Origin of the sequence: Paraburkholderia sp. J10-1, assembly GCF_905220165.1 — a bacterium.
Lineage (GTDB): Bacteria > Pseudomonadota > Gammaproteobacteria > Burkholderiales > Burkholderiaceae > Paraburkholderia.
The window spans coordinates 44,785-66,909 of sequence record NZ_CAJMYW010000010.1; the positions used below are offsets into that span (position 1 = coordinate 44,785).

Annotated in this window: 10 protein-coding genes; 8 read left to right on the top strand and 2 right to left on the bottom strand. The window is 63.3% G+C overall.

Annotated elements, in window-relative coordinates; translation table 11 throughout:
• Nucleotides 1-162 precede the first annotated feature (162 nt).
• The 8 genes from U5A65_RS27410 to U5A65_RS27445 all read left to right on the top strand — a co-directional run bounded on the left by U5A65_RS27410 (nt 163) and on the right by U5A65_RS27445 (nt 19,602).
• Entirely contained in the window at nt 163-10,086 is a 9,924-nt protein-coding gene (locus U5A65_RS27410; RefSeq protein WP_321948513.1) for a non-ribosomal peptide synthetase/type I polyketide synthase, read from the top strand.
• A 3-nt stretch (nt 10,087-10,089) separates the two neighbouring features.
• Nucleotides 10,090-12,393, top strand: a complete 2,304-nt coding sequence (locus U5A65_RS27415) for a condensation domain-containing protein (RefSeq protein ID WP_321948514.1) — start codon at nt 10,090-10,092, stop codon at nt 12,391-12,393.
• 31 nt (nt 12,394-12,424) lie between these two features.
• Nucleotides 12,425-13,645 carry an SGNH/GDSL hydrolase family protein gene (locus U5A65_RS27420; RefSeq protein ID WP_321934196.1) on the top strand — a complete coding sequence of 407 codons (1,221 nt, stop codon included), beginning with the start codon at nt 12,425-12,427 and terminating at the stop codon, nt 13,643-13,645.
• A 41-nt stretch (nt 13,646-13,686) separates the two neighbouring features.
• Complete coding sequence (locus U5A65_RS27425; RefSeq protein WP_321948515.1) at nt 13,687-14,673, top strand: cupin-like domain-containing protein; 987 nt, start codon at nt 13,687-13,689, stop codon at nt 14,671-14,673.
• Nucleotides 14,674-14,868: 195 nt separating this feature from the next.
• On the top strand, nt 14,869-15,951 hold the full coding sequence (locus tag U5A65_RS27430) for a glycosyltransferase family 2 protein (RefSeq protein WP_321948516.1): 1,083 nt from the start codon (nt 14,869-14,871) through the stop codon (nt 15,949-15,951).
• Entirely contained in the window at nt 15,944-16,399 is a 456-nt protein-coding gene (locus tag U5A65_RS27435; protein WP_321934197.1) for a GtrA family protein, read from the top strand. Before U5A65_RS27430 ends, U5A65_RS27435 begins: the two co-directional genes overlap by 8 nt.
• A gap of 391 nt (nt 16,400-16,790) precedes the next feature.
• Entirely contained in the window at nt 16,791-18,557 is a 1,767-nt protein-coding gene (locus tag U5A65_RS27440) for a hypothetical protein (protein WP_321948517.1), read from the top strand.
• Between the two features lie 127 nt (nt 18,558-18,684).
• Nucleotides 18,685-19,602 (top strand): transcriptional regulator, encoded by a 918-nt coding sequence (locus tag U5A65_RS27445; RefSeq protein ID WP_321948518.1) that lies wholly within the window; start codon nt 18,685-18,687, stop codon nt 19,600-19,602.
• A gap of 224 nt (nt 19,603-19,826) precedes the next feature.
• Here the strand turns inward: U5A65_RS27445 and U5A65_RS27450 are convergent, their stop codons facing one another.
• Nucleotides 19,827-20,903 carry a glycosyltransferase gene (locus U5A65_RS27450; protein ID WP_321913029.1) on the bottom strand — a complete coding sequence of 359 codons (1,077 nt, stop codon included), beginning with the start codon at nt 20,901-20,903 and terminating at the stop codon, nt 19,827-19,829.
• Between the two features lie 32 nt (nt 20,904-20,935).
• Nucleotides 20,936-22,042, bottom strand: coding sequence for a glycosyltransferase family 1 protein (locus tag U5A65_RS27455; protein WP_321913030.1), 1,107 nt, complete (start codon nt 22,040-22,042; stop codon nt 20,936-20,938).
• Between the last annotated feature and the right edge of the window lie 83 nt (nt 22,043-22,125).

Genomic DNA, 22,125 nt, shown 5'->3' on the forward strand with positions numbered 1-22,125 from the left:
TCCTCCTACAGCAAATTTCAAAGTTGGGACACAAGCCAGGTGCGCAAAGCCACCTGCCGCTTGCGCTTCCCGTGACCGGACGCCGTTCTGCGCAAGCGCCGCGAGTCCATCGCCAAGCCTGCTCAGCACCGGACCTTCGTCAAAATTGTGGGGGAGTAGCAAATGTCACACAGAGATGGACTTTCAGGCGTTTTGCCGGGCGGGACCGATCATGTGCCTGGCGTGGCAGCGCGCTTCGATGCCATATGTGCCGGGTTCGGCAATCATCTTGCTGTGATTGACGCCACGGGCGAGGAACAGTATGCCGCCCTTGGCGAACGTTCGGCGCGGCTCGCCACCGTCCTGCACGAAATGGGACTGGAGCCGGGCGATCGCTGCGCGATCATGGTTTCGCGCAGCCGCGACACGCTGGCTTTGATGCTGGCGATCCTGCGTCTGGGCGCCGTCTACGTGCCGCTGGACCGCGCCTACCCCAAGGCGCAGCTCGACTTCATCGTTTCCGATTGCTCGCCCAAGCTCATCATCGCCGAGGCGGCAGCGCTCGCCAGCGTTGGCGAGCTGAACGGCGTCACGGCCGATCTCGAACATGTCGTGGCGGCTGCGGAGGCCGCGCAGCCCGCTGCGCTCCATGCCTGCAATCGTGACGACGCTGCCTACGTGATGTACACCTCCGGCTCGACCGGCAAGCCCAAGGGCGTGATCGTGCCGCACCGTGCGATTCTGCGCCTCGTGCAGGGCCAGACGTTCACCGAGCTTTCGCCGGACACGCGCTTCCTCAACCTCGCGCCGCTCGCCTTCGATGCGAGCACGCTGGAGATCTGGGGACCGCTCCTGAACGGCGGCTGCGCCGCCATCATCAACGAGGTCCAGCCCTCTCTCGACACGATCGCGTCCGAGATAGCGCGACTCGGCGCTACCAGCGCCTGGTTCACGGCTGGCCTCTTCAATGCGCTCGCCGACTATCGGCTGGAAGCCTTTCTTCCGCTCAAGGAGGCGCTGACGGGCGGGGACGTGCTGTCCCCCGTCCATGTACGCAAGGTCATGGAGGCCCACCCGGGTCTGCAGATCATCAACGGGTACGGCCCGACCGAGAACACGACCTTTACCTGCTGCTACCGCATTGCGCGCGACGGCGAGTCGCTCGCGCATGGCGAGGCCATTCCCATCGGCTACGCCATCGCGGGCACGAGCGCCTACATCGTGGACGACAAGCTCGCGCCGGTTGCCGATGGAGAAGTCGGCGAGCTGGTCGCGGGCGGTGACGGTGTCGCGCTCGGCTATCTCAACCGCCCCGAACTGACGGCCGAGAAGTTCGTCGACGACGTTTTCGCCCCTGGCGCCAGACTCTACCGCACCGGCGACCTCGTGCGCCGCCGCCCGGACGGGGCCATCGAATTTCTCGGCCGCAACGACCGGCAGATCAAGATTGCAGGCAAACGCATCGAACTCGACGAAATCGAACATGCGTTGCGCGTGGCGCCCGGCGTCGCAGATGCGGCCGTGGCGGCATTCGAAGGACGCAACGGCAAGGCCATCGCGGGCTTCGTGAAGGCCGACGCCGCCGACGCCGCAGGTCTTCTGAACGCAATCCGCGCGTATCTCAAGTCCGCCCTGCCCGATTACATGATGCCGGCGGAGCTGCGCGTGCTGCCGGATTTCCCGCTGACGCCCAACGGCAAGATCAACCGCAAAGCGCTGCTTGCGACTATCGATACGCAATCCGAATCATCGGCGCAGCCCGCGCCAGTGGACGACGATGTTGCCGACAAGCTCGCGTCCGTATTCGAAGGCCTCCTCGGCAAGCCCGTCGATCGGCGCTCGAACTTCTTTGATCTCGGCTTGCGTTCGCTCGATATGATGCGCGCGCACGCCATCATCGCGCGAGACGTCGCCGCCAAGGTCGCGCTGGTGGATCTCTTCCGCCATCCCAATGTCGAGGCACTGGCTTCGCATCTGCGCACGACGCTCCCGCTCGAGAACACAGCGCCAGTCCGTCAACGCCGCGGCGTGCAAAGCGGCGCCATCGCCGTCGTCGGCATGTCCGGACGGTTTCCGGGCGCACGCAACGTCTCCGAACTTTGGGCCAACATCCTCGCGGGACGCGACTGCATCACGCATTTCGACGTGGCGGAACTCGAAGACAGCTTCGACGACGGCTTGCGCCGCGATAAGAGCTACGTCAAGGCACGTCCGATACTCACGGATGTCGACCACTTCGATGCGGGCTTCTTTGGCATGCTGGCGCGCGAGTCGGCGCTGACCGACCCGCAGCAGCGGCTCTTCCTCCAGATTGCGTGGGAAGCGTTCGAAGATGCCGGCTACGACCCGGCGACGATCGCCGGCGCGGTCGGGGTGTTCGCCGGCACGTCGATGAACACCTACTTCCTCAAGCACATCCTGTCCGATCGCGGGGTCATCGACGAATTCACGAGCCAGTTCCAGATCGGCGAGTATCAAAAGCTCGTTGGGGCCGGTGATTTCGTCGCCACCCGCACCGCGTACAAGCTCGGGCTCACGGGACCGGCCGTCTCCGTGCAGACGGCATGCTCCACTTCGCTCACCGCGATCAGCCTCGCCGTCGAGAACCTTCGCGCCGGTCGCTGCGACATGGCGCTGGCCGGTGGCGTCTCGATCACGTTCCCGCAAAAGCGCGGCTACTTCTATGAAGAAGGCGGCATGGGCGCGCCCGACGGCGTGTGCCGCCCGTTCGATGCCGACGCAAAGGGCACGGTGTTCGGCAGCGGTGCGGGCGTCGTCTTGCTCAAACGGCTCGAAGACGCCATCGCCGACGACGATTCGATCTACGCCGTGATCCGCGGCGTGGGCATCAACAACGACGGTTCCGACAAGGTCGGCTTCACCGCGCCGAGCGTCGACGCCCAGGCACGCGCCGTCGCCATCGCGCACGCTGAAGCGGGCATCGATCCGGCCTCGATCGGCTATGTCGAGGCCCATGGCACGGCAACGCCGCTCGGCGATCCGATTGAATTCGCGGGCCTCGTGCAGGCCTTCCGGCTCGGTGGCGCAGAAGGCGGCCAGTTCTGCGCGCTCGGCTCGGCGAAGGCCAATGTCGGGCACCTCGACGCGGCCGCGGGCGTGACGGGTTTCATCGCCGCGTCGCTCGCCCTGCGCAACCGCACGTTGCCGCCGCTCACGCATTTCCGCTCGCCCAATCCTGGCATCGACCTCACTAACAGCCCGTTCTACTTCAACGTGGCGGCACGTCCATGGACTGACGGCGCCGCGCCGCGCCGCGCCGGTGTGAGTTCCCTCGGCGTCGGCGGGACGAACGTCCATGTGGTGCTCGAGGAGGCGCCTTGCCGCGACGCCTCGGGCGAGCAAAGCGACGGACTCCAGATCCTGCCGCTATCGGCCCGGAGCACGGCGGCGCTCGAACGCGCGAAGGCGAATCTCGCCACGCATCTCGCGAGCCATCCGGAAATCGCACTGGCCGACGTGGCCGCGACGCTGCAAACGGGACGCCGCGATTTCGCGCACCGCGCCGTCGTCGTTGCCGAGAGCGTGGAACAGGCCCAGGCCAAGCTCCAGAAAGGCGCAATCGAAGCACAGGCGCCCCAGGCCGCGCCTGCGGTCGTCTTCATGTTTCCCGGCCAGGGCGCGCAGTATCCGGGCATGGGAGCCGCGCTCTATCGCGCCGAGCCGGTCTATCGCGAGTGGATCGACAAGGGCGCCGAGGCGCTGGCGCCGCATCTCGGGCTGGACATCCGCACGCTGCTGCTGAGCGAGGCGCCGGAGGGCGACGACACCCCGCACCCCATCCGCTCGACGATCTATGCGCAGCCCGCGCTTTTCCTCGTCGAATATGCGCTGGCGCAGTTGTGGATGTCGCGCGGCATCAAGCCGGCGGCCATGATCGGCCATAGCGTGGGCGAGCTGGTCGCCGCTTGCGTGGCCGAGGCGATCGCCTTCGAGGATGCGCTGTGCCTCATCGCACAGCGCGGCGCGCTCATGCAGTCGGCCGAACCGGGCGCGATGCTGGTCGTGCGCCTGGCGGAGGCGGAACTCAGCCCCATGTTGCCCGGCGACGTCGATCTCGCCGCGCTCAATGCGCCGACGCTCAGCGTCGTGGCCGGCCCCTTCGCGGCCATCGAGGCATTCGAGACCACGCTCAAGGCACGCGATATCGAGCATCGACGTTTGCACACGTCGCACGCGTTCCACTCGCGCATGATGTCCGGCGTCGTCGACGATCTGGCCAAGATAGCGAACAGCCTTGCTTTCGCGAGGCCCAAGATCCCGTACGTGTCTTCCGTCACCGGGCAATGGGCGTCGATGGATCAGCCGGTGTCGGGACAGTACTGGGCGAGCCACTGCCGCAATGTCGTGCGCTTTAGCGACGCGCTCGCCACGGTCACGGCGGAGGGCAAGCCTCTTCTGCTTGAAATCGGTCCCGGCCGCACGCTCTCGACCTTCGTCCTGCAGGGCTTGCCCAAGGACCGGCATCAGGGCGCGATTGCCTCGCTGCCCGACTTCGCGACACGCGAGCGCGAGCTTGCCGTGCTCGCCGAGGCGACCGGGCGCCTGTGGCTGAACGGCGTCAAGCCGAGCTGGAAAGCGCTGCGGGCTGAAACGGGCCGCCGCGTTTCGCTACCGACTTATCCCTTCGAGCCGGAACGGCACTGGATTGACGCCCCGGCAACCGCCTCTTCACGTCAGCCAACGACCGTTGCCCCGGCGATTGCCGCGCAAGCCTCGTCCGAAGCCCTAAACGATATTCCTCAGACCGCCATGACCCAGACCGTCCAAATCGACCGCAAACCGCGTCTCATTGCCGAACTCGCGTCACTGCTTGCCGAGATGTCCGGCGAAGCACCGGATACGTCCAACCCGGACGTGACCTTCTGGGATCTCGGTTACGACTCGCTGTTCATGGGGCAAGTCTCCCGGCAACTGCGCCGCCGCTACGACGTCACGATCAGCTTCCGGCAGATCATGAGCGACTATCCGACGCTGCCCGCCCTCGCGCAGTTCCTCGATGGCGCGATGCCGCCTGACCCGGAAGTGCCTGCCGAAGCTGCTCGTGCGCCGGTCGCTGTCGCCGCTCAAGCGGCCGCCGCGCCTGCCGCCGTTGCGGCAGTGCAGGTCAGCGCGCCCGTCGCAGTGCAAGCGCTTGTTGCGACGGCCACGGGCGACCTCCAGTCGGTGATCCGCGACCAGCTCGCCGCCATGCAGTCCGTGATGGCGCGCCAGCTCGAAGTGCTGCAAGGCGCGCCGCTGGCCGTCCAGCAACCCGTAGCGGTGCAGATCTCCGCGCCGGCCGCAGCGCCCACCGTCTCCGCCCCGGCCGTGGCAGCCGCAGCGCCCGCGCGCGCCGCCGCCGGTCCCGAAATCAAGTTCGAGGAAAATCGCCCGTCGCGCTTTACCGCCTACAAGCCGGGCGCCTCGCACTCGGCCCAGATGACCGACGCCCAGAAGGCGTTCATCACCGATCTCGCGGCGCGCTACTCGGCCAAAACGGCCACCTCCAAGGCGCGTACGCAGTCCTACCGGGCGGTGCTTGCCGACCCGCGCACCGCCAGCGGCTTCCGCGAGGAATGGAAGGAGCTTGTCTATCCGATCGTCGCCCAGCGCTCGAAGGGCTCGAAGATCTGGGACGTAGACGGCAATGAATATATCGACGTGGTCAACGGCTACGGCCAGACCGCATTCGGCCACACGCCCGATTTCGTGGTCGCCGCGGTCAACGCGCAACTGGAGGAAGGCTTTGCGATTGGACCGCAGTCGCCGCTTGCAGGCGAAGTCGCCCAGATGTTCTCCGACATGACGGGCCATGAGCGCGTCACGTTCTGCAATACCGGCTCGGAAGCCGTGATGGCGGCGATGCGCCTCGCGCGCACGGTGACCGGCAAGGACAAGGTCGTCTGCTTCGACGGCGACTATCACGGCCAGTTCGACGAAGTGCTGGTGAAGCCCGGCAGCGAAGCGGGCGTGCCGCGCGCGTTCCCGCTCGCCCCGGGAATTCCGCAGACCTCCGTGGGCAACATGGTCGTGCTGCCCTACGCCCGTCCCGAAAGCCTTGAATGGATCAAGGCCAATATCGACGATATCGCAGCGGTGCTGATCGAGCCTGTGCAGTCGCGCCATCCCAACTTGCGTCCGAAGGAGTTCGTGCAGCAGTTGCGCGACGTCACGGCGGCCAATGACTCGGCCCTCATCTTCGACGAGGTCGTGACGGGCTTTCGCGTGCATCCGGCCGGCATGCAGGGCCTGTGGGGCATCCAGGGCGACATGGCGACCTACGGCAAGGTGGTCGGCGGCGGCCTGCCCATCGGCGTGCTGGCGGGCACCACGCAGTACATGGATGCGCTCGACGGCGGTCAGTGGCAATTCGGCGATGCTTCGGTACCCGAAGTTCCGCCTACGTTCTTCGCGGGCACGTTCGTGCGCCACCCCGTGGTGCTCGCCGCCATGAAGGCCGTCCTCCTGCACCTCAAGGAGGCTGGCCCGGCGCTGCAGGAAGGGCTCGGCGCACGCATGGAAGGACTCGTGCAGCGCGTCAACGCGCATCTGGAGAAAGTCGGCATCGCCGCGCGGGCGGAGTCCTTCTCGAGCTGGTTCTATGTGAATCTCGCGGGTGAAGATCGCCTCGGCAGCCTCTTCTATCCGTACATGCGCTACCTCGGCGTGCATATCATGGAAGGCTTCCCTTGCTTCCTGACGACGAGCCATTCGGACGAGGACATCCGCAAGATCGGCGACGCCTTCATCGCGAGCATCGACGCGCTCCAGCGCGTCGGCATTCTCGGCGGCGCGCAGGACGCCGCGGCGCATACGCCGGCCGAACCGCCGCTCACGCAGTCTGCGCTCACCGAGCCCCAGAAGGAAATCTGGATGTCGGCTCAGCAAGGCCACGAAGCCTCGCTCGCGTTCAATGAGTCGTTCACGCTCGAACTCAACGGCAAGCTGAACGAGGCCGCGTTCGAACGCGCCTTCGCCGCGACCGTGGCCCGCCACGATGCGTTGCGCGTCCACTTCTCGCGCGTCGGCGACACGATGTTCGCAGACGCGGCGACGACCGTTGCGCTGGTCCCGATCGACCTTTCCGGCCACGCCGATCCGACGGGCGAGCTCAAGGCCATCATCGACGCGGAAGCCCGCGAGGTCTTCGATCTCACCCGCGCCCCGCTCGCGCGCGCCGCGCTGGTGCGCCTGGAAGCGCAAAAGTGGGCGTTCGTGTTCACGGCACATCACATCGTCTGCGACGGCTGGTCGATCAACATCATCCTGCGCGACCTGGCCGCCCTCTATGCGGCGGAAGTCTGGGGCACGCAGCCGGAACTGGACGAAGTGCAAAGCTTCCTCGCCTTCGCCAAGGAGCAGGACGCGATCGGCGTGGACAAGGAAACGCGCGACTTCTGGATGAACGTCCATCGCGAGCCGGCGCCGCAGCCCGACTTGCCCGGCGATCGCCCGCGCCCCGAACGCAAGAGCTTCAATGGCGCCTCGACGACCCGCCATCTGGGAGCCGACCTTCTCAAGCAGGTCAAGACCGCTTCCTCGAAGCAGGGCTGCTCGCTGTTCGCCACGCTGTTCGGCGCGGCCCAGGTGCTGTTCGGCCGTCTGTCCGGCAATGACGACGTGGTCATCGCCGCACCGATGGCCGGCCAGTCGCAAGCCGGCGAAGCGCTGCTGGTCGGCCACTGCGTCAACTTCCTGCCGCTGCGCGTGAAGTTCGACCGCGAAAAGCCTTTCGCCGCACACATGAAGGCGGTGCGCGATCACCTCTACGATGCTGGCGACCGGCAGAACTACACGTACGGTGCGCTCGTGCGCGATCTCGGCATCAAGCGCGATCTGAACCGGCTGCCGCTGACCGATCTGCAGTTCAATCTGGAAAAGGTCGACGGCGAACTCGACATGGCCGGCGTGACCACGCACTTCACGCCGAACGCCAAAGCGTACAGCAACTTCGATCTGTTCCTGAACGTGATCGAATCGGCACAAGGTCTGCGTCTCGATTGCGACTTCAACACCGACGTCTATGACGAAACGACGATCCAGCGCTGGCTCGGCTACTACGAAACCTTGCTGAGCGCGATCGCACGCGATGCCGAAACGCCGGTCGCCGCGCTGCCGCTGCTCAGCGATGCCGAAATCCACCATCTGCGTGACGAACTGAACGCGTCGCAGCGTGACTACGATCTCTCGCAGACGACCCCGGCGCTGATCGCCGCGCAGGCCTGGCAAGCCCCGGATACGACGGCCGTGTCGGACGAGTCGACGAGCCTGACGTATGGCGAACTCGATGCGCGCGCGAGCCAGATCGCCCGCCGGCTGATGGCCGCGGGAATCGCCTCAGGCGGACGCGTCGCCATCGCGATGGAGCGCACTGCGACGACCGTCGCCGCGATGATCGGCGTATGGCGCGCCGGCTGCGCCTATGTGCCGCTCGACATGACGATGCCGCCTGCACGTCTGCGCCAGATTCTCGATGGCGCCGACATCGCCGCCATCCTCAGCGATGAAGCCAGCCTCACGTTGCTGGAACCGGGTGCGCATCGCGTGCTGGACGTCGACGCGCTCCTCGCGCAGGACGATGACGAGACGATCGCGCTGCCCGTCGTCACGGACGCGGATTCGGCCTACGTGATCTTCACGTCGGGCTCGACGGGTCAGCCCAAGGGCGTGGAGATCGGCCACCGCGCGCTAAGCAACTTCCTGTTGTCGATGGCGAATGCGCCGGGCTTCTCGGTCAGGGACAGCATCGTCGCGGTGACGACGTTCTCCTTCGATATCTCGGGTCTCGAACTGTTCTTGCCGCTCATCTCCGGCGGCCGCACCTTCATCGCCGGGCACGCAGAAGTGCGCACCGGCTTTGAGCTGGTGACCCGCCTGAGGGAAGAAGCCGCCACCGTTCTCCAGGCGACGCCTTCGCTGTGGCGCATGCTGCTCGAGGCAGGCTTCAAGGCGCCGAAGGGCTTCAAGATCCTGTGCGGCGGCGAGCCGTTGCCGCGCGACCTCGCCGACGAGTTGCTCGCGACCGGCGCTGAGGTCTGGAACCTCTACGGCCCGACCGAAACGACGATCTGGTCTTCGGCCTCGCGTGTCGTTGCGAACGCACCCGTGGTGATCGGCGCGCCGCTCGCCAATACCGACCTGCACGTGCTGACCGACGACCTGCATCTGGCGCCGGAAGGCGTGAGCGGCGACCTGTGGATTGGCGGCGAAGGCCTGGCAAAGGGCTATTTCAACCGCCCTGACCTGACCGATGCCGCGTTCAAACCGGTTGCCATCGAAGGCGCTGCGCCGCGCCGGCTCTACCGTACCGGCGATCTTGCGAAGCGGCTCGCCGATGGCTCGCTCCAGCATCTGGGCCGCCGCGACCAGCAGATCAAGCTGCGCGGCTTCCGCATCGAGATCGAGGAAATCGAGTCCACCTTGCGCAAGGCGCCCGGCGTTGCCGCAGCCGCCGTCGCCCTGCACACGGTGAGCGACAGCGCGCGCCTCGTGGGCTACCTCGTCGGTGCGGGCTCCGACAAACCCGACCAGGGCGCGGTCGCGGCCTATGTCGCCGGTCAGCTGCCGTCCTACATGGTGCCGACGCTGTGGATGACACTCGACGCCCTGCCCCAGACCAGCAACGGCAAGCTCGACCGCAAGGCCCTGCCGGTGCCGACGCCGGACATGGTGGCCACGCCGGTGCGTCAGCCGCACGCTGCGCTCAAGGTCGTGCCGCAAGCGCCGATGCCGGTCGAATCCGCGGCCACCGAACCCGAGGCGAGCGAACCGGCGCAGATCACCGCCGCCGTGGCCGAACCCGTGACGCTGACGCCGACGCAGACCACGATCGCCGCGATCTGGGGCGATGTGCTTGGCCTGCAGCATGTCGGCATCGACCAGAAGTTCTTCAGCCTTGGCGCAGACAGCCTCCAGTTGTTCCGCATCGTCGCGCGGATGAACGAGCGCGGGCTGGGCGTCGATGCTCGCCAGCTCATGAAGAACGTCACGATCGAGCAGTTGGCAGCCAGCCTTGACGGCACGCAGACGGACGAGCCGGCCGAGGCGCCCGCCGTGGCGAGGCCGTCGATCCTCAACTTCAAGCGCAGGATTGCTGAAGGAGCCTGAGCGATGAACGGGATAGCCTTGAATATCGCGCCTGTGCAGGAGGTCGAGGCGGGCCATGCCCTGTTCCCGGCGACCGCCTGCCAGGTACGCTACTGGCACGAGCAGAAGGCGTCGCCGAAGGCCTCCGCGCTCAATATCGCTTTCCGGCTGCAATTGTCGGGACCGCTCACGGCCGCGAGCATCGAACAGGTGCTAGCCGAACTGGTCGCGCGGCACGAGATATTGCGCACCGGCTTTCTGATGACGGGCGCGGGGCTGCGCCAGCAGGTCTGGAGCCGCGCCCCCTTCCGGCTGGAAGTCGTGGATCTTGGCGGTCTGGACGAAAAGGCGGCGCTCGCCGCGGCGCAGCGTGTGGGTGAAGCGCAGGCCCGCACGCCTTTCGAGTTGTCGTCCGCCTCGTTTTTCCGCGCCGTGTGGTTGCCGAGGTCGGGCACGCAAGGCGAATTGCAGCTGACCTTCCATTCGCTCGTGATGGACGGCTGGTCGTTCGCGATCCTCGTGCGCGAACTCGTAGAAGGGCTCGCGGCGTTGCGCGCGGGCCACGATCCCGACCACCCCGACGTCGACCTTCACCACGGCGACTACGCACTGTGGAAGGGCGAGTTCCTGGCCAGCGCGGCGATCGATCGCGCTCGCGTGCATTGGCGCGAGGAGCTTAAGGGCTTCAGCCGTTTCGATGTGGCGGGCGATCGCCCCCGGCCATCGGAACGGCGCTTCCAGGGCGTCATTCGCTCCATTCTGTTGCCGGACACGCTGAGCGAACACCTGATCGCGGCCGCCAAGGCGCAAGGCGTCACCCTCTTCAGCGTGGCGGCCGCAGCCCTCGCGATGTCACTGCAAAAGGCGACCGGCCAGGCCAAAGTCGCCATGGGCACGCAGATGTCGGTGCGCGATCAGCAGGAACTCGAGGGCGTCGTCGGGCCGCTCATCAACACGGTGATCCTGCGCCTCGACGTGACCGATGGCAGCACCCTTGCCGACGTGACCGCGCAGTGCGGCGGCAAGCTCAGCGACGCCATCGAGCATCTTCACCTGCCGTTCGAAGAGATGATGGAAATGGCGGGCGAAGTGTCCGAAATGAATCGGCCGCCGCTATGCTCCGTCAACTTCGCTCTGCAGCAAAGCTTCGTTGGCATGGGCGACGAGGTGCGCCGCCAGGATTACGCCGCGACGACTTCGCCCTCTTTCAACGCGGGCGCGCTCTACGACCTCAACTTCTTCATGGTGCGGCGCCCGGAAGGCTGGCGCATCTCCTGCGAAGGCGACACGGACCTTTACGACATCGAGACGATCGACCGGCATCTCGCCAATTGGCGCGAGGTACTGGAAACGGCAGAAGTCATGCCGCAACGCCCGCTCGCGCCCGCGGCCGGGAGCGAGACAGCGCAAGTTGCGGGCGGTGTGGGCGTGAGCGGTTTTCTCAGCCGCGCCGAGCTGGAGGCGAAAGCGCACAACATCGTGCGATTCAACGAGGATGGTTCGCAAACGCCCATCATCGTGCTCAACAACATCGCGGTTCTCTATGAGCTGGCCAAACAGGTCGGTGACGAGCGAACCATTGTCGACGTACCCATGGTGCCGAAGACGCCTCAGCCCAACTTCCCGTTGCGCGCCTTCGAGGATCTCGCCGCGGACGCCGTGCGGCTCATCCGGCTGATCCAGCCGCATGGCCCCTATATCCTCATGGGCTACTGCGTGCTGGGCGCGATGGCGCTGGAAGCGGCCCACCAGCTGCGCCGCGAGGGCGAAACGGTGGAACTCGTCGTGCTCACCGATTCCTGGTGCCCGGGTTACCGGGAGACGATGCCCTGGTACGATCGCCTGTTGCGCAAGTTCCAGGTGCGCATGGACGACATCCCGCGCGACTATCGCCTCGCAAGGCGCGGCGAGATGTCCATGATTGCGTTCCTCCAGCAGTTTCGCACGGTTCGCCTGCTTCGTCTCACCCAGCTCGCCGTGAAGTTCGGACTCTTGAAGAACGACAACGCGAACAACATGATCGACGACAACCTCTGGTACGGCCGCAATATCGGCTATCTGCGCGAACAGCAGGTGCGCTATCGCCCGAAGGCCTATGACGGCAATGTCCAGATCTTCCGCAGCGGTCAGGTGCTCAAGGGCCGCCTGTTCGCGCAGGACATGGGTTGGGGTGAAGTGGTCACCGGCAAGCTGGTCGTCACCGAGGTTCCCGGCATGCACAACCAGATGTTCCGCGCGGCCGGCGCTGCTGTCATGGGCAAGCAACTGCTTGAACGTCTGGCCGCAACCGTGCGAGGCAAACAGGAAAGCGCGCTTGAGGGACCATGATCTCGATGCGTCACATCAAGGTAATTGGCCTATGTCCCGTTCGCGCAAGTTCTTGCTGGTCGCCTGCTTCGGCGCGCTGACCGTGGCCGGTCTTTTTGCCAGGCTCGCCCTTCCCGGCCTCTTTCGCCGCGCCCCCGTTGCTGTCGCTGTCGCGGCGGAAGCCCCATCCGGCAGGATACGACTCGCAGTGCTCGGAGACTCCAACAGCGAGTCGTACCATGACACGCTGACGCCGGGTGGTCCGGGCACGCGAGGCGGCAAGTGGAGCGCGACCACCTGGCAGTGGACCGAGGTCCTGGGTCAGCTGCGCGGTGACCAGATCGATCTCGGGGAATGGGGCGCCTGGGGCACAGGCAAGTACCGCGCCATTGTCGGGGAAGCCCTCGGTTCCCTCTCTCGCACGCCCCCCAAGGTGGACTACCGCTATAACTTCGCGATTAGCGGCGCGACTTGCGACCAGCTGATGGGCAAATCGCAGCGCCAGGCCATCCGTCTCGTCGATTTGATGGACACAGAACCCCAAGCCTGGCGAGGCGGCATCGTGTTCATTCGCATCGGCGACAACGATCTCAGCAGCCACGAGCTATTCGACGAGATGTCGCGCGATCCCGCTGCACCGCACCCCGCAGCCGTGATGGACGCCTGCATCAAGTCGATTGGCGAAGCCGTCTCGCTGATCCGCATAAATCATCCGGATACCTATGTCGTGCTCTCAACCGCGGCCAGCGGCGCGGATTGGCCGGGCGAGTTCGACAGCTGGCAATCCGCCAGAGAGATAGCCAATATCGACGCCGGCGTCGAGCACTTCAACAATGGCTTGCGCGCGCTCGCTGCGGCGGATCGCCATGTCTACGTTCTCGAAGACAACGCGTGGTTCAGAAGCATGTGGGGTCAGCGCGACGCCCAAGGTCGGCCAAACTACAAGACGGTTCGCCTGTCGCCTGGCTGGGCCATCACCAATACCTCCGGCGACGATCCGCACAACGTCTTCCTTGCAGACAGCCACGCCGGCGTAGTCTGGAATGCGCTTTGGACACAGTACCTCGTCGTCTCGCTGAACAACGCTTTCAGATTGCACATCAAGCCGATTACGGATGCCGAGGTCGTTGATTTTCTGCGACCCAGCTTCAAAGCCGCTGACACAGCGTCGGCGTCCCGCCATGAACCAGCCAGGGAAACCGCCCAGTTCCGGGTAAACGTCAAAACGGGTTTGGATGTTCGTCAACGCACATCGGGTGAAGAGGCGCAATAGTAGCCTGCAGGCAGTGTCCCTCCTACCTACGAAGGTGTGCCATGTCTGTGACTAGCGATGGTACGGTGTTGGCCGATGCATCACGCCGACTGACCTCAGACGACAAAATCCTGCACGCTTCCAGCACCGAATTCAAAAGCAATTTCAATCTTCATCCATTCAAGTTCAATCACGTATTGCATGAGAGTGGATTGTTCGAGATCCCGAGGGTCGCCGAACTCGCCCAACTGATGCTCGAAAAGAACGGCAACGCTCGCGCGATCAACTTCAAGAATAGCGCGCTGGATGCCAAGTTCAGCGCCATGCCGCATAGCAAGCAGCTGGCCGAGGCGTTTGCCCGTGTTCACGAAAACGACTCATGGATCAAGCTCACCCAGGCACACCTGTTCGATGCCGACTATGCTCAGGTTCTGGATACAATCACATCCGAGCTCGAGGATTTGTCCGGTTTCCCGCTGCGCAGCGACATGACCCTGGTGACGATGACACTGTTAGTCTCCTCGCCCAATATCTCGACGCCCTTCCATATCGATCACGAAACCAACTTCCTCTTCCAGTTGCAGGGTTCGAAGGACGTCTGTCTCTTCCCCGCAACCGATCGCGAGCTGGTGCCCGACCAGGAAGTCGAACGTTACTACGCCGGCAACTTCGAAGCGGCGCGCTATCGCTGTCAGTTGCAGAGTCGCGGAACGATCTTCCGGCTCAACCCGGGGGAGGTAGTGCATCACCCGTCACTGGCGCCGCACTGGGTCAAGAACGACAACAATGTTTCGGTGAGCATCAGCATCAACTACTGCATGAAGTCGCTGGAGCAACGCGCCAGGGTCTATCAGGCCAACTACGTTCTGCGCAAGATGGGTCTGAAGCCGCTGCCGCCCGGCGTTTCGCCGTTGCGCGACAAGCTGAAAAGGAAGGTCATCTCGACGCTGGAACACCGTGACCCCAAGACCTTTTCGGAAGTCGTTCACTGGCCGGTGACCCGATTAAAGTCCCCGCTGGATGCGGTTCTGCGCCTCGTCAAACGCTGAACCGCTACGGCGATCAGTGTGCCCGAGCGCACGAACGCCGGGCACGCATCGCTCTAGACTTTAAGTGCGTGCTGTTCGGGCGCTCTGCTTTGCAGCAAGTCCTGAACGGACAGACCGCCGGGGCAAGCCGCGAACAACGTTTGCGATGAAACCGTTACACCAGCCGGACAACCGCGGCATCTCCGCGAGGTAACCATGGACTATGTCGGCCGACCTCACTTTCTGGTTCCGGAGACGCTTCTGAGGGAAGCGCCAACCCCGCCGGCCGCTTCGCGCGATACGACCGCCCAGTCCAATCCGGCGCTCGCGCAAACGCCCGTGGTCGACGAACCGTGCCTTCTGTCGCTCGTCGTGCCGTTCTACAACGAGGAGGAGATGATCGGGGCGTTTTTCAGCGCGGTGATTCCCGTACTCGAAGCGATCGACGGAACACAGTTCGAGATCGTCTGCGTCAACGACGGCAGCCGCGACGACACGCTGCGCATGCTGATCGCCAGGTCCAATGACGACAGCCGCATCCGCGTCATCGATCTGTCGCGCAATTTCGGCAAGGAGGCAGCACTGTCCGCGGGGCTCGACGAAGCTCGCGGCTCGATCGTGATCCCTTTCGACGCCGACCTGCAAGACCCGCCGAAAGTCATTCCGTTATTGGTCGAGAAATGGCGGGAAGGCCATGACGTCGTCGTCGCCAAACGCGTCAGCCGGCTCACGGACTCCTTTCTGAAGCGCCAGACCGCAGCCATCTTCTACCGCATACACAATGCGATGTGCGACACGAAGATTCCGGAAAACGTCGGTGATTTCCGCTTGATTACGCGTGAGGTCGTGGACGCCCTCAAGCAGCTTCCGGAAACGCGCCGCTTCATGAAAGGCCTGTTCGCCTGGGTCGGATACCGGACTGCGGTCGTCGAATACGTGCGCGAACCGCGTCTGGCCGGCAGGTCGAAGTTTTCCGGGTGGAAACTGTGGAACTTCGCCCTGGAGGGCTTCACGAGTTTCAGCACGCTGCCGCTTCGCGTATGGACCTATGTCGGCAGCTTCGTGGCGCTTGGCGCTATCCTGTATGCGTCGTTCCTCATTGTGCGCACCCTGATTCAAGGGGTCGCCGTACCCGGCTACGCTTCGCTGATCTCCGCCGTCCTTCTGCTCGGCGGGGTTCAATTGATCGGCATAGGCGTGCTCGGCGAATACATCGGCCGCATCTACCACGAATCGAAGAGCCGGCCGGTCTACCTGATTCGCAGACGCTATCAATCCGCAGGCCCCAACGATGCCTGATCTGCGCGCGGCACGAAGGTTTGTGGTCTATGCGGGCGTCGGTGCGATCGGCACTGTCACGCAGTATGCGATCCTGGTTGCGATGGTTCGCTCCGGCTTTTCTCCGGCCCTCAGTTCGATGGTCGGGGCGAGCTTCGGCGCAATCGTCAACTACAGTCTGAACCGCCAGATTACGTTCCGAAGCAAAAGCAATCCACTGTCGACCGCGCCGAAGTTCGCCATTATCGCCTTGCTTGGCGTGCTCACGAACGGCTTGTGCATGAAGTTCTTCGTCACCAGTCTTGGTATGAACTATTTGATTGCCCAGCTGGTTACGACTGCCCTCGTTCTCGGCTTGACCTACCTGCTCAACTCCGCGTGGACGTTCAATGAGAAGGGGCGCTTCTCCGCAGCGGCCCCCACTGCGCCTGCCAAGGTCCCGACGGCAGGCGACACATCGTCGTCCTGAACGTTGCGCAACGAGCAACGCACGCCCATTCGCCTCGCGCGATCGAAAGCCGCGTTGCCCAACGCACAGAGCGGTTCGAATCCACCGGCTACATTCGTCGCGTGACTTGCCTACACGGACGTAAGCGAGACGCCCTGCTGTCACACGACGGCCGGGACGACATCGAGCGATGAACGAGGCGTGCAGACACACGCTACAGATTCCGGGAGGTTCGCCACACTGCGCGGGAAAGTTCCGGATCTTGGCGGCGTTCGCGGCCGACATGGCAATCATCGGCCCGTGCTCATACTTCGACTGATATTGGGCGTTAGCAGCTCGTTTCGCTGATTGGACCACTGGGCGACTAACCCTTTATCGATTGATCTTCTGGCTGCGAGCGTGGAGGTGCTACATGACAATAAAGTGGTCACGGGGGAATGTGCATCTGATCCTGTCCTGGATCGTTGTCGGCGTACTCGGTATCGTCGAAGGACTCTACGGGCGGACGCAATACTATGGCGACTGGATCTCCTATCTCAATGTGAGCTGGGCCGTCACGCACCTCGATTGGCGCGAGATTTTCAATCCCTTCTGGAATCCAGGATATCCCGCATTGGTTGCCGGTGCCCGGGCGCTGGCGGCCCCCACTCCGGAGGGTGAGTGGTATGCCATAACGGCAATCAACTGGGTCATCTATCTGGTTGCTTATGCCGCCTGGCGCGGACTGATCCGGAGCGCTCTCGCGCTGTTTTGGCCTGATTCGATTGCGCTGGGCAAGCACCCATTTACGATCTGGATCGGGGTTTGCGTTTTTCTCGGCGCGTGTCTGGCGCTGGACTCCGTTTCGGCCGCGTGCCCCGACTTGCTCGTGACCACGGGCTTTATCCTCGCTTCGGGACTGCTCCTCTCCCTGATCCGCCGTCGGGACCTGCTCACTGCGACTTTGCTTGGTCTCGTCCTTGGTCTCGGCGTTTGGGTAAAAGGCGTCTTCACTCCATTCGCCTGCCTGTTCCTGCTGACGCTTTTCATCTACTGCTGCATGAGGGGCGGCTTGTGGAAATCGTTAGGTGCGGTTGTGGGAACCTTCGGTGTTTTCTTTGCCGTCTATATCGCGGGGATTTCCTGGTCTTATGGGGAATTTACGCTTGGCGCTTCCGGTGCCTTGAATGTCCCCTGGCACGTGAACGAGCTGCCTCACCTGACCAATTGGCAGGGCGGCCCGGCGCAGTTCGGCCGGCCAATCCATCCGACCAGTCAGCTTGTGGCGGGCCTGCCTGCTTTCGGCTTTGGCACCCCTTTCCACACGACTTACCCCCCCTATAACGACGTCGCATATTGGTACAAGGGCTTCAAGTCGTTCTTCAGCCTGAAAATGCAATTGATCGCAATGGGCCGGTCGCTGTGGAGCTTGCAGCAGATAATCAAGCAACATCCAACGGTGCTTTCGCTCGCCGCGGCCCTCTTGTTTATCGTTGCCAGACGTTCATGGCGTGCATCGCTCGTCAAGGCAATCATTCGAACGTGGCCATTGCTGTTGCCGACCGTCGGCGGCTTTGCCACCTATTTCATTGTTCATGTCGAAGATCGCTACCTCAGTGCGTTCGTCATGGTCATTGCGCTTCTCACGTGGGCGCCATTGCTCGATGTCACGCTGCAATCTCGCCGCCTGCTCACCACAGCCCTCGCCATCATCTACAGCGCCGGTCTGATCGGAGAACTCGCAATAACAGATGGGCCTTCGTTCGTGGCGGCGGCCCGTCAAGCGGACTTTCACGACGACCCGAAATGGCGGATTGCCGACGCGCTGACTGCCCAAGGGTTGCAGCCGGGCGACCCGATCGCTGTGATCCGGGATAGCTATCCCACTGTCAGGGTCAGCTGGGCCTACGTGTCGCGCTTGCGCATCGTCGCCGAGTTTGGCGGTCTCCCGTACCGTGTCGAGCCCCAGGACCGCAACCGCCTTGACCGCAAAGACGAAGTCCTCTGGCCGAATTTCAGTGAGACATTCTGGACGCAGCTCACGGCGCAACAGCGTGATGAGGTCATGCAGGCGTTCCGTCAAACCGGCGCGCGAGCGGTCGTGTCGCTAGCGATGCCGAACATTGAACCCGGCCCTGGCTGGGTAGCCCTGAAGGGAACGCCCGCGTGGCTTTACAGGTTCGCCGATGCGGCCAAATAGACCCCAGGCCGCAACTGACTTTAGATAACGAGTTGTACGTGTTTCGCGCGGTCCAACGCAATTGGGTGCCCAAATACCAAGGGATATTGCTTATCCCAACCCTCATTAGATTGAAAGGAGCGATCACATGGAGACCACTACCGTTCCCCCGGTTCTCGAAGCGACATTGCCTGACAAGTGGATCGACGCGGATGCTGCGGTGTTTCGGGAAAATTTCGAGCGGAAGAGCTTCGACGTCTCCCACCATCTGGCATCCCATCCGCTCTTGCAACTTCCTCAATTGATGGAATTGGCGGAGCGGACCCTGAAAACGCGTCCAGCTGACCTCTACTACGACATGGGTGACGTCTCGCCTGGTCAAAAATGGAAAGACACGAATCGCGCGTTCTCGCCGCTGAATGCATTAGAGCAGCTGGAAGATTCCAACGCCTGGTTCATCTTCAGAGGCCCGCAACAAGATCCTGCCTACGCCGAGCTGTACAGGCATGCGATGGCGGAAATCAAGGGTATGGTGGGCGGCGACATCGAATCCATGATCAAGCGGGAAGACCTCATTATTTTCGTGACGTCACCGAAGCGGGTGACGGCGTATCACATCGACCGCGAATGCAATTTCATCCTTCAAATCCACGGGCAAAAGGATTTGTACGTGTTCGATCGGGAAGACCGGCAGGTTCTGCCGGAGGCGGAACTCGAGCGATTCTGGACCGTCGACCACAACGCGCCGAACTATCGACCCGAGTTGCAGGACCGGGCGAAGACGTACAGACTGGCTCCCGGAAACGGCGTGCACGTTCCGGTCAATTGCCCGCACTGGCTGAAGAACGGCGACAATATCTCGGTGACCTTGAGCGTAAATTTCCAGTTTCTGAACACGTTGCGCGCCGACGTCTATCGGGCCAACTATTACCTTCGAAAACTCGGACTCAACCCCACTCCGCCGGGACGAAGCGCCGTGCGCGATCGCGCCAAGGCCGCAGCGTTTTCGGCGGTGAATGCCACCCGGCGAGCTGCGATGTCGACTTTTAAAGGGGGCGGCGACTAGTATTACGTTCTTACCAGGAGTGATTCGCCCGCCCCAGGCCTCGACGATACTCGGCCTGCGGCGCGTGAAGCTCCGGCTTGGACGAAAGACCGGGACGGTCACGACCGCGTTTCCGGAATTGCCCTGGCCCGCCCGGCCCGCCGTGGCGGGCCTTGCTTTTTTAATGTGCGAGATCGCCAGCGGTCATTGAGCCCGCGGCGTTCGGTCCAGCACGATCGAGCGGATTACCCGACCTTCTCGACCAGATCTCTCCAACTGGCGAGTATCGGTTCGCGCGCAAACATCCGCAGATGCGCGCGCGCCTGGGCAATTCGCCGGAGGCGCTCCTCTTCCGGCATTTCGGCTAGCGAGTACATCCCATACGCGATCGATTCACGAGCAAGCGGATCGGCGCACAACATCGCGTCGCCACCGACTTCCGTCAAGATGCTCGCGCGGGAAACGAGGCATGGCAAATCGTGCTCTATCGCCTCTATCACCGGCATTCCGAATCCTTCCAGCAGACTCATCAGCACGAAACCGGATGCGTTGCGGTAAAGCCAACGAAGCTCGTCATCTCTCGTGTATCCCGGCATCACCACACCGGGAGATTGCCTGGCGAGTTCAATAGCGACGTCGGCGCCAGACTCGCGCCCGCCGACAATGACATACTGCCAGCCTTTCTCCACGAGACCGCTTGCCGAGAACGCCTCAATACAACGCGCCTGGTTCTTGCGATCTCCGATACTCCCCACCGTCAGCAGAAAACGGCGCGAAACGCCTTCCACCGGACGCACCTCTCCTTCCTTGACCCCCAGGCGAGTGGGAATGTAGATGACGTTCGACGAGGCGAAGTCATCACCGTACAGCCGGTGAAATTCCCGCTGGGAAGTCTTGCTGACAAATACCATGTGCGGCTTCATTCGCTGGATCTGCTCATAGGCGAGGAGATACAGGTCTTTCACACCCGGCGCGAAGTACTGCGGATGCGTGATCGGACCCACATCGTGGCAGAGCACAATGTCGCGTGCTTCCAGACGATGGCGCACGACACTCAGTGGATCGAGATGCAGCGTTGGGCGTGGATCGCGGATGGCCGGCAACAATGAAACCAGCCGGGAGTGGCGTACCCGCGCAATGGTTTCCTTGTGAGTCAACCGGCCGACGACCCGGCGCATCAGGTCGCTGTGGGGAAATTCGTGAAATCGTCCGTAGTGCACCCTCGTCACCCTGGCTCCGAGCGTCGAAATGATGTCCTTCCCCAAAAATAGCTTGCCGGTTCGATCATTGAGCGCCAATGAGAAGTCGACATCAATAGACATTGCGTGCCCCCGAAAGCTCTCTTTTAAGATGTTCAGCCGCTCGCGGCCTTCACGGTCTCGAACACGCTGCGCGCCGCCTGTCTCCAGGTGAAGCCGCCTGCCTGCCGGAGTCCAGCGGATATCAGGGATTGCCGCACGTTTTCATCGTTGAGTATGGCCAGAATATTCAGCCGCCATGCGTCCGGGTCCAACGGATCGGCATACAGCACCGCCTTGCCGCAAACTTCCGGAAGCGCACCAAACGGCGCAGCGACGACCGGACAACCTAGCGCCATCGCCTCCAGCGGCGGCAAACCAAACCCTTCCGTCAGCGAGGGAAAGGCCAGTGCGCCGGCATGGCTCATCAGCCCAACGAGCTCGGCATCGCTAATGCGTCCGGTAAATCGCACGTTTGGAGGCACGGTATGCCCGAGATATTCGAAGTCGGCCTGCGTCGCCCCGCCGAACAGCACGAGTTCGACGTCGCTCAGCTGTGCGCCTGCGAAGGCCTTCAGCAGAATGCCGATGTTCTTGTGCTTCTGCGTGTTCGCGAGTGCGAGCACATAGCGCCGCGGCTTCAGGCCCAACACAGCAAGCTGCCGCGCGTCGGGCTGAACCTGCAGGACATGGTCGCAGCCGTTATGCACAACGACGATCTTGTCGGCGTCGGCAACGCCATAGCGGACGAGCTCGCCCTTAGAAAACTCGGATACGGTAAAAATGATCTTGTGCCGCTTACCGATGAAAAAGTAGAGCGATTTGTACCAAAGCCGAAAAGGAAGCGAATAGGATTCGGGGGCCGAATACACCTGGGCGTCGTGTATCATCGTCGCCGAATCCCGGTGAATCAGTGGCCCGAGGTTGCATAAATTGAGTATGAAGTCCCTTCTGCGAGCCAGCGGGAGATAGCATTGCTCCCACGCGATCCGGTGAATCTTGCGGACCCAGCGACTCTCGCGAACGCACGAAATGTTACGGTAGGGCGGGATCTCGACGCGGTCTCTGACTACGAGTGCGCAATCGACGCCGCTGCCAGTTTGCCCGGCAATCAACGCGTCGATCGCGGCAACGAGTTGCTCGGCGACCTTATGCACGCCCGTCGGCCCTGCCCCGAAGAACTTGCCGTTGAAAGCTATCGTCTTCGACGCGATCGTTTTCATAATCCACCCCCACGTTCAAGCGTCAAGTCTTCTCACACCGTGTCCAGGCAACCGATCGGATGACCGCTCGAACGGCCACGGCG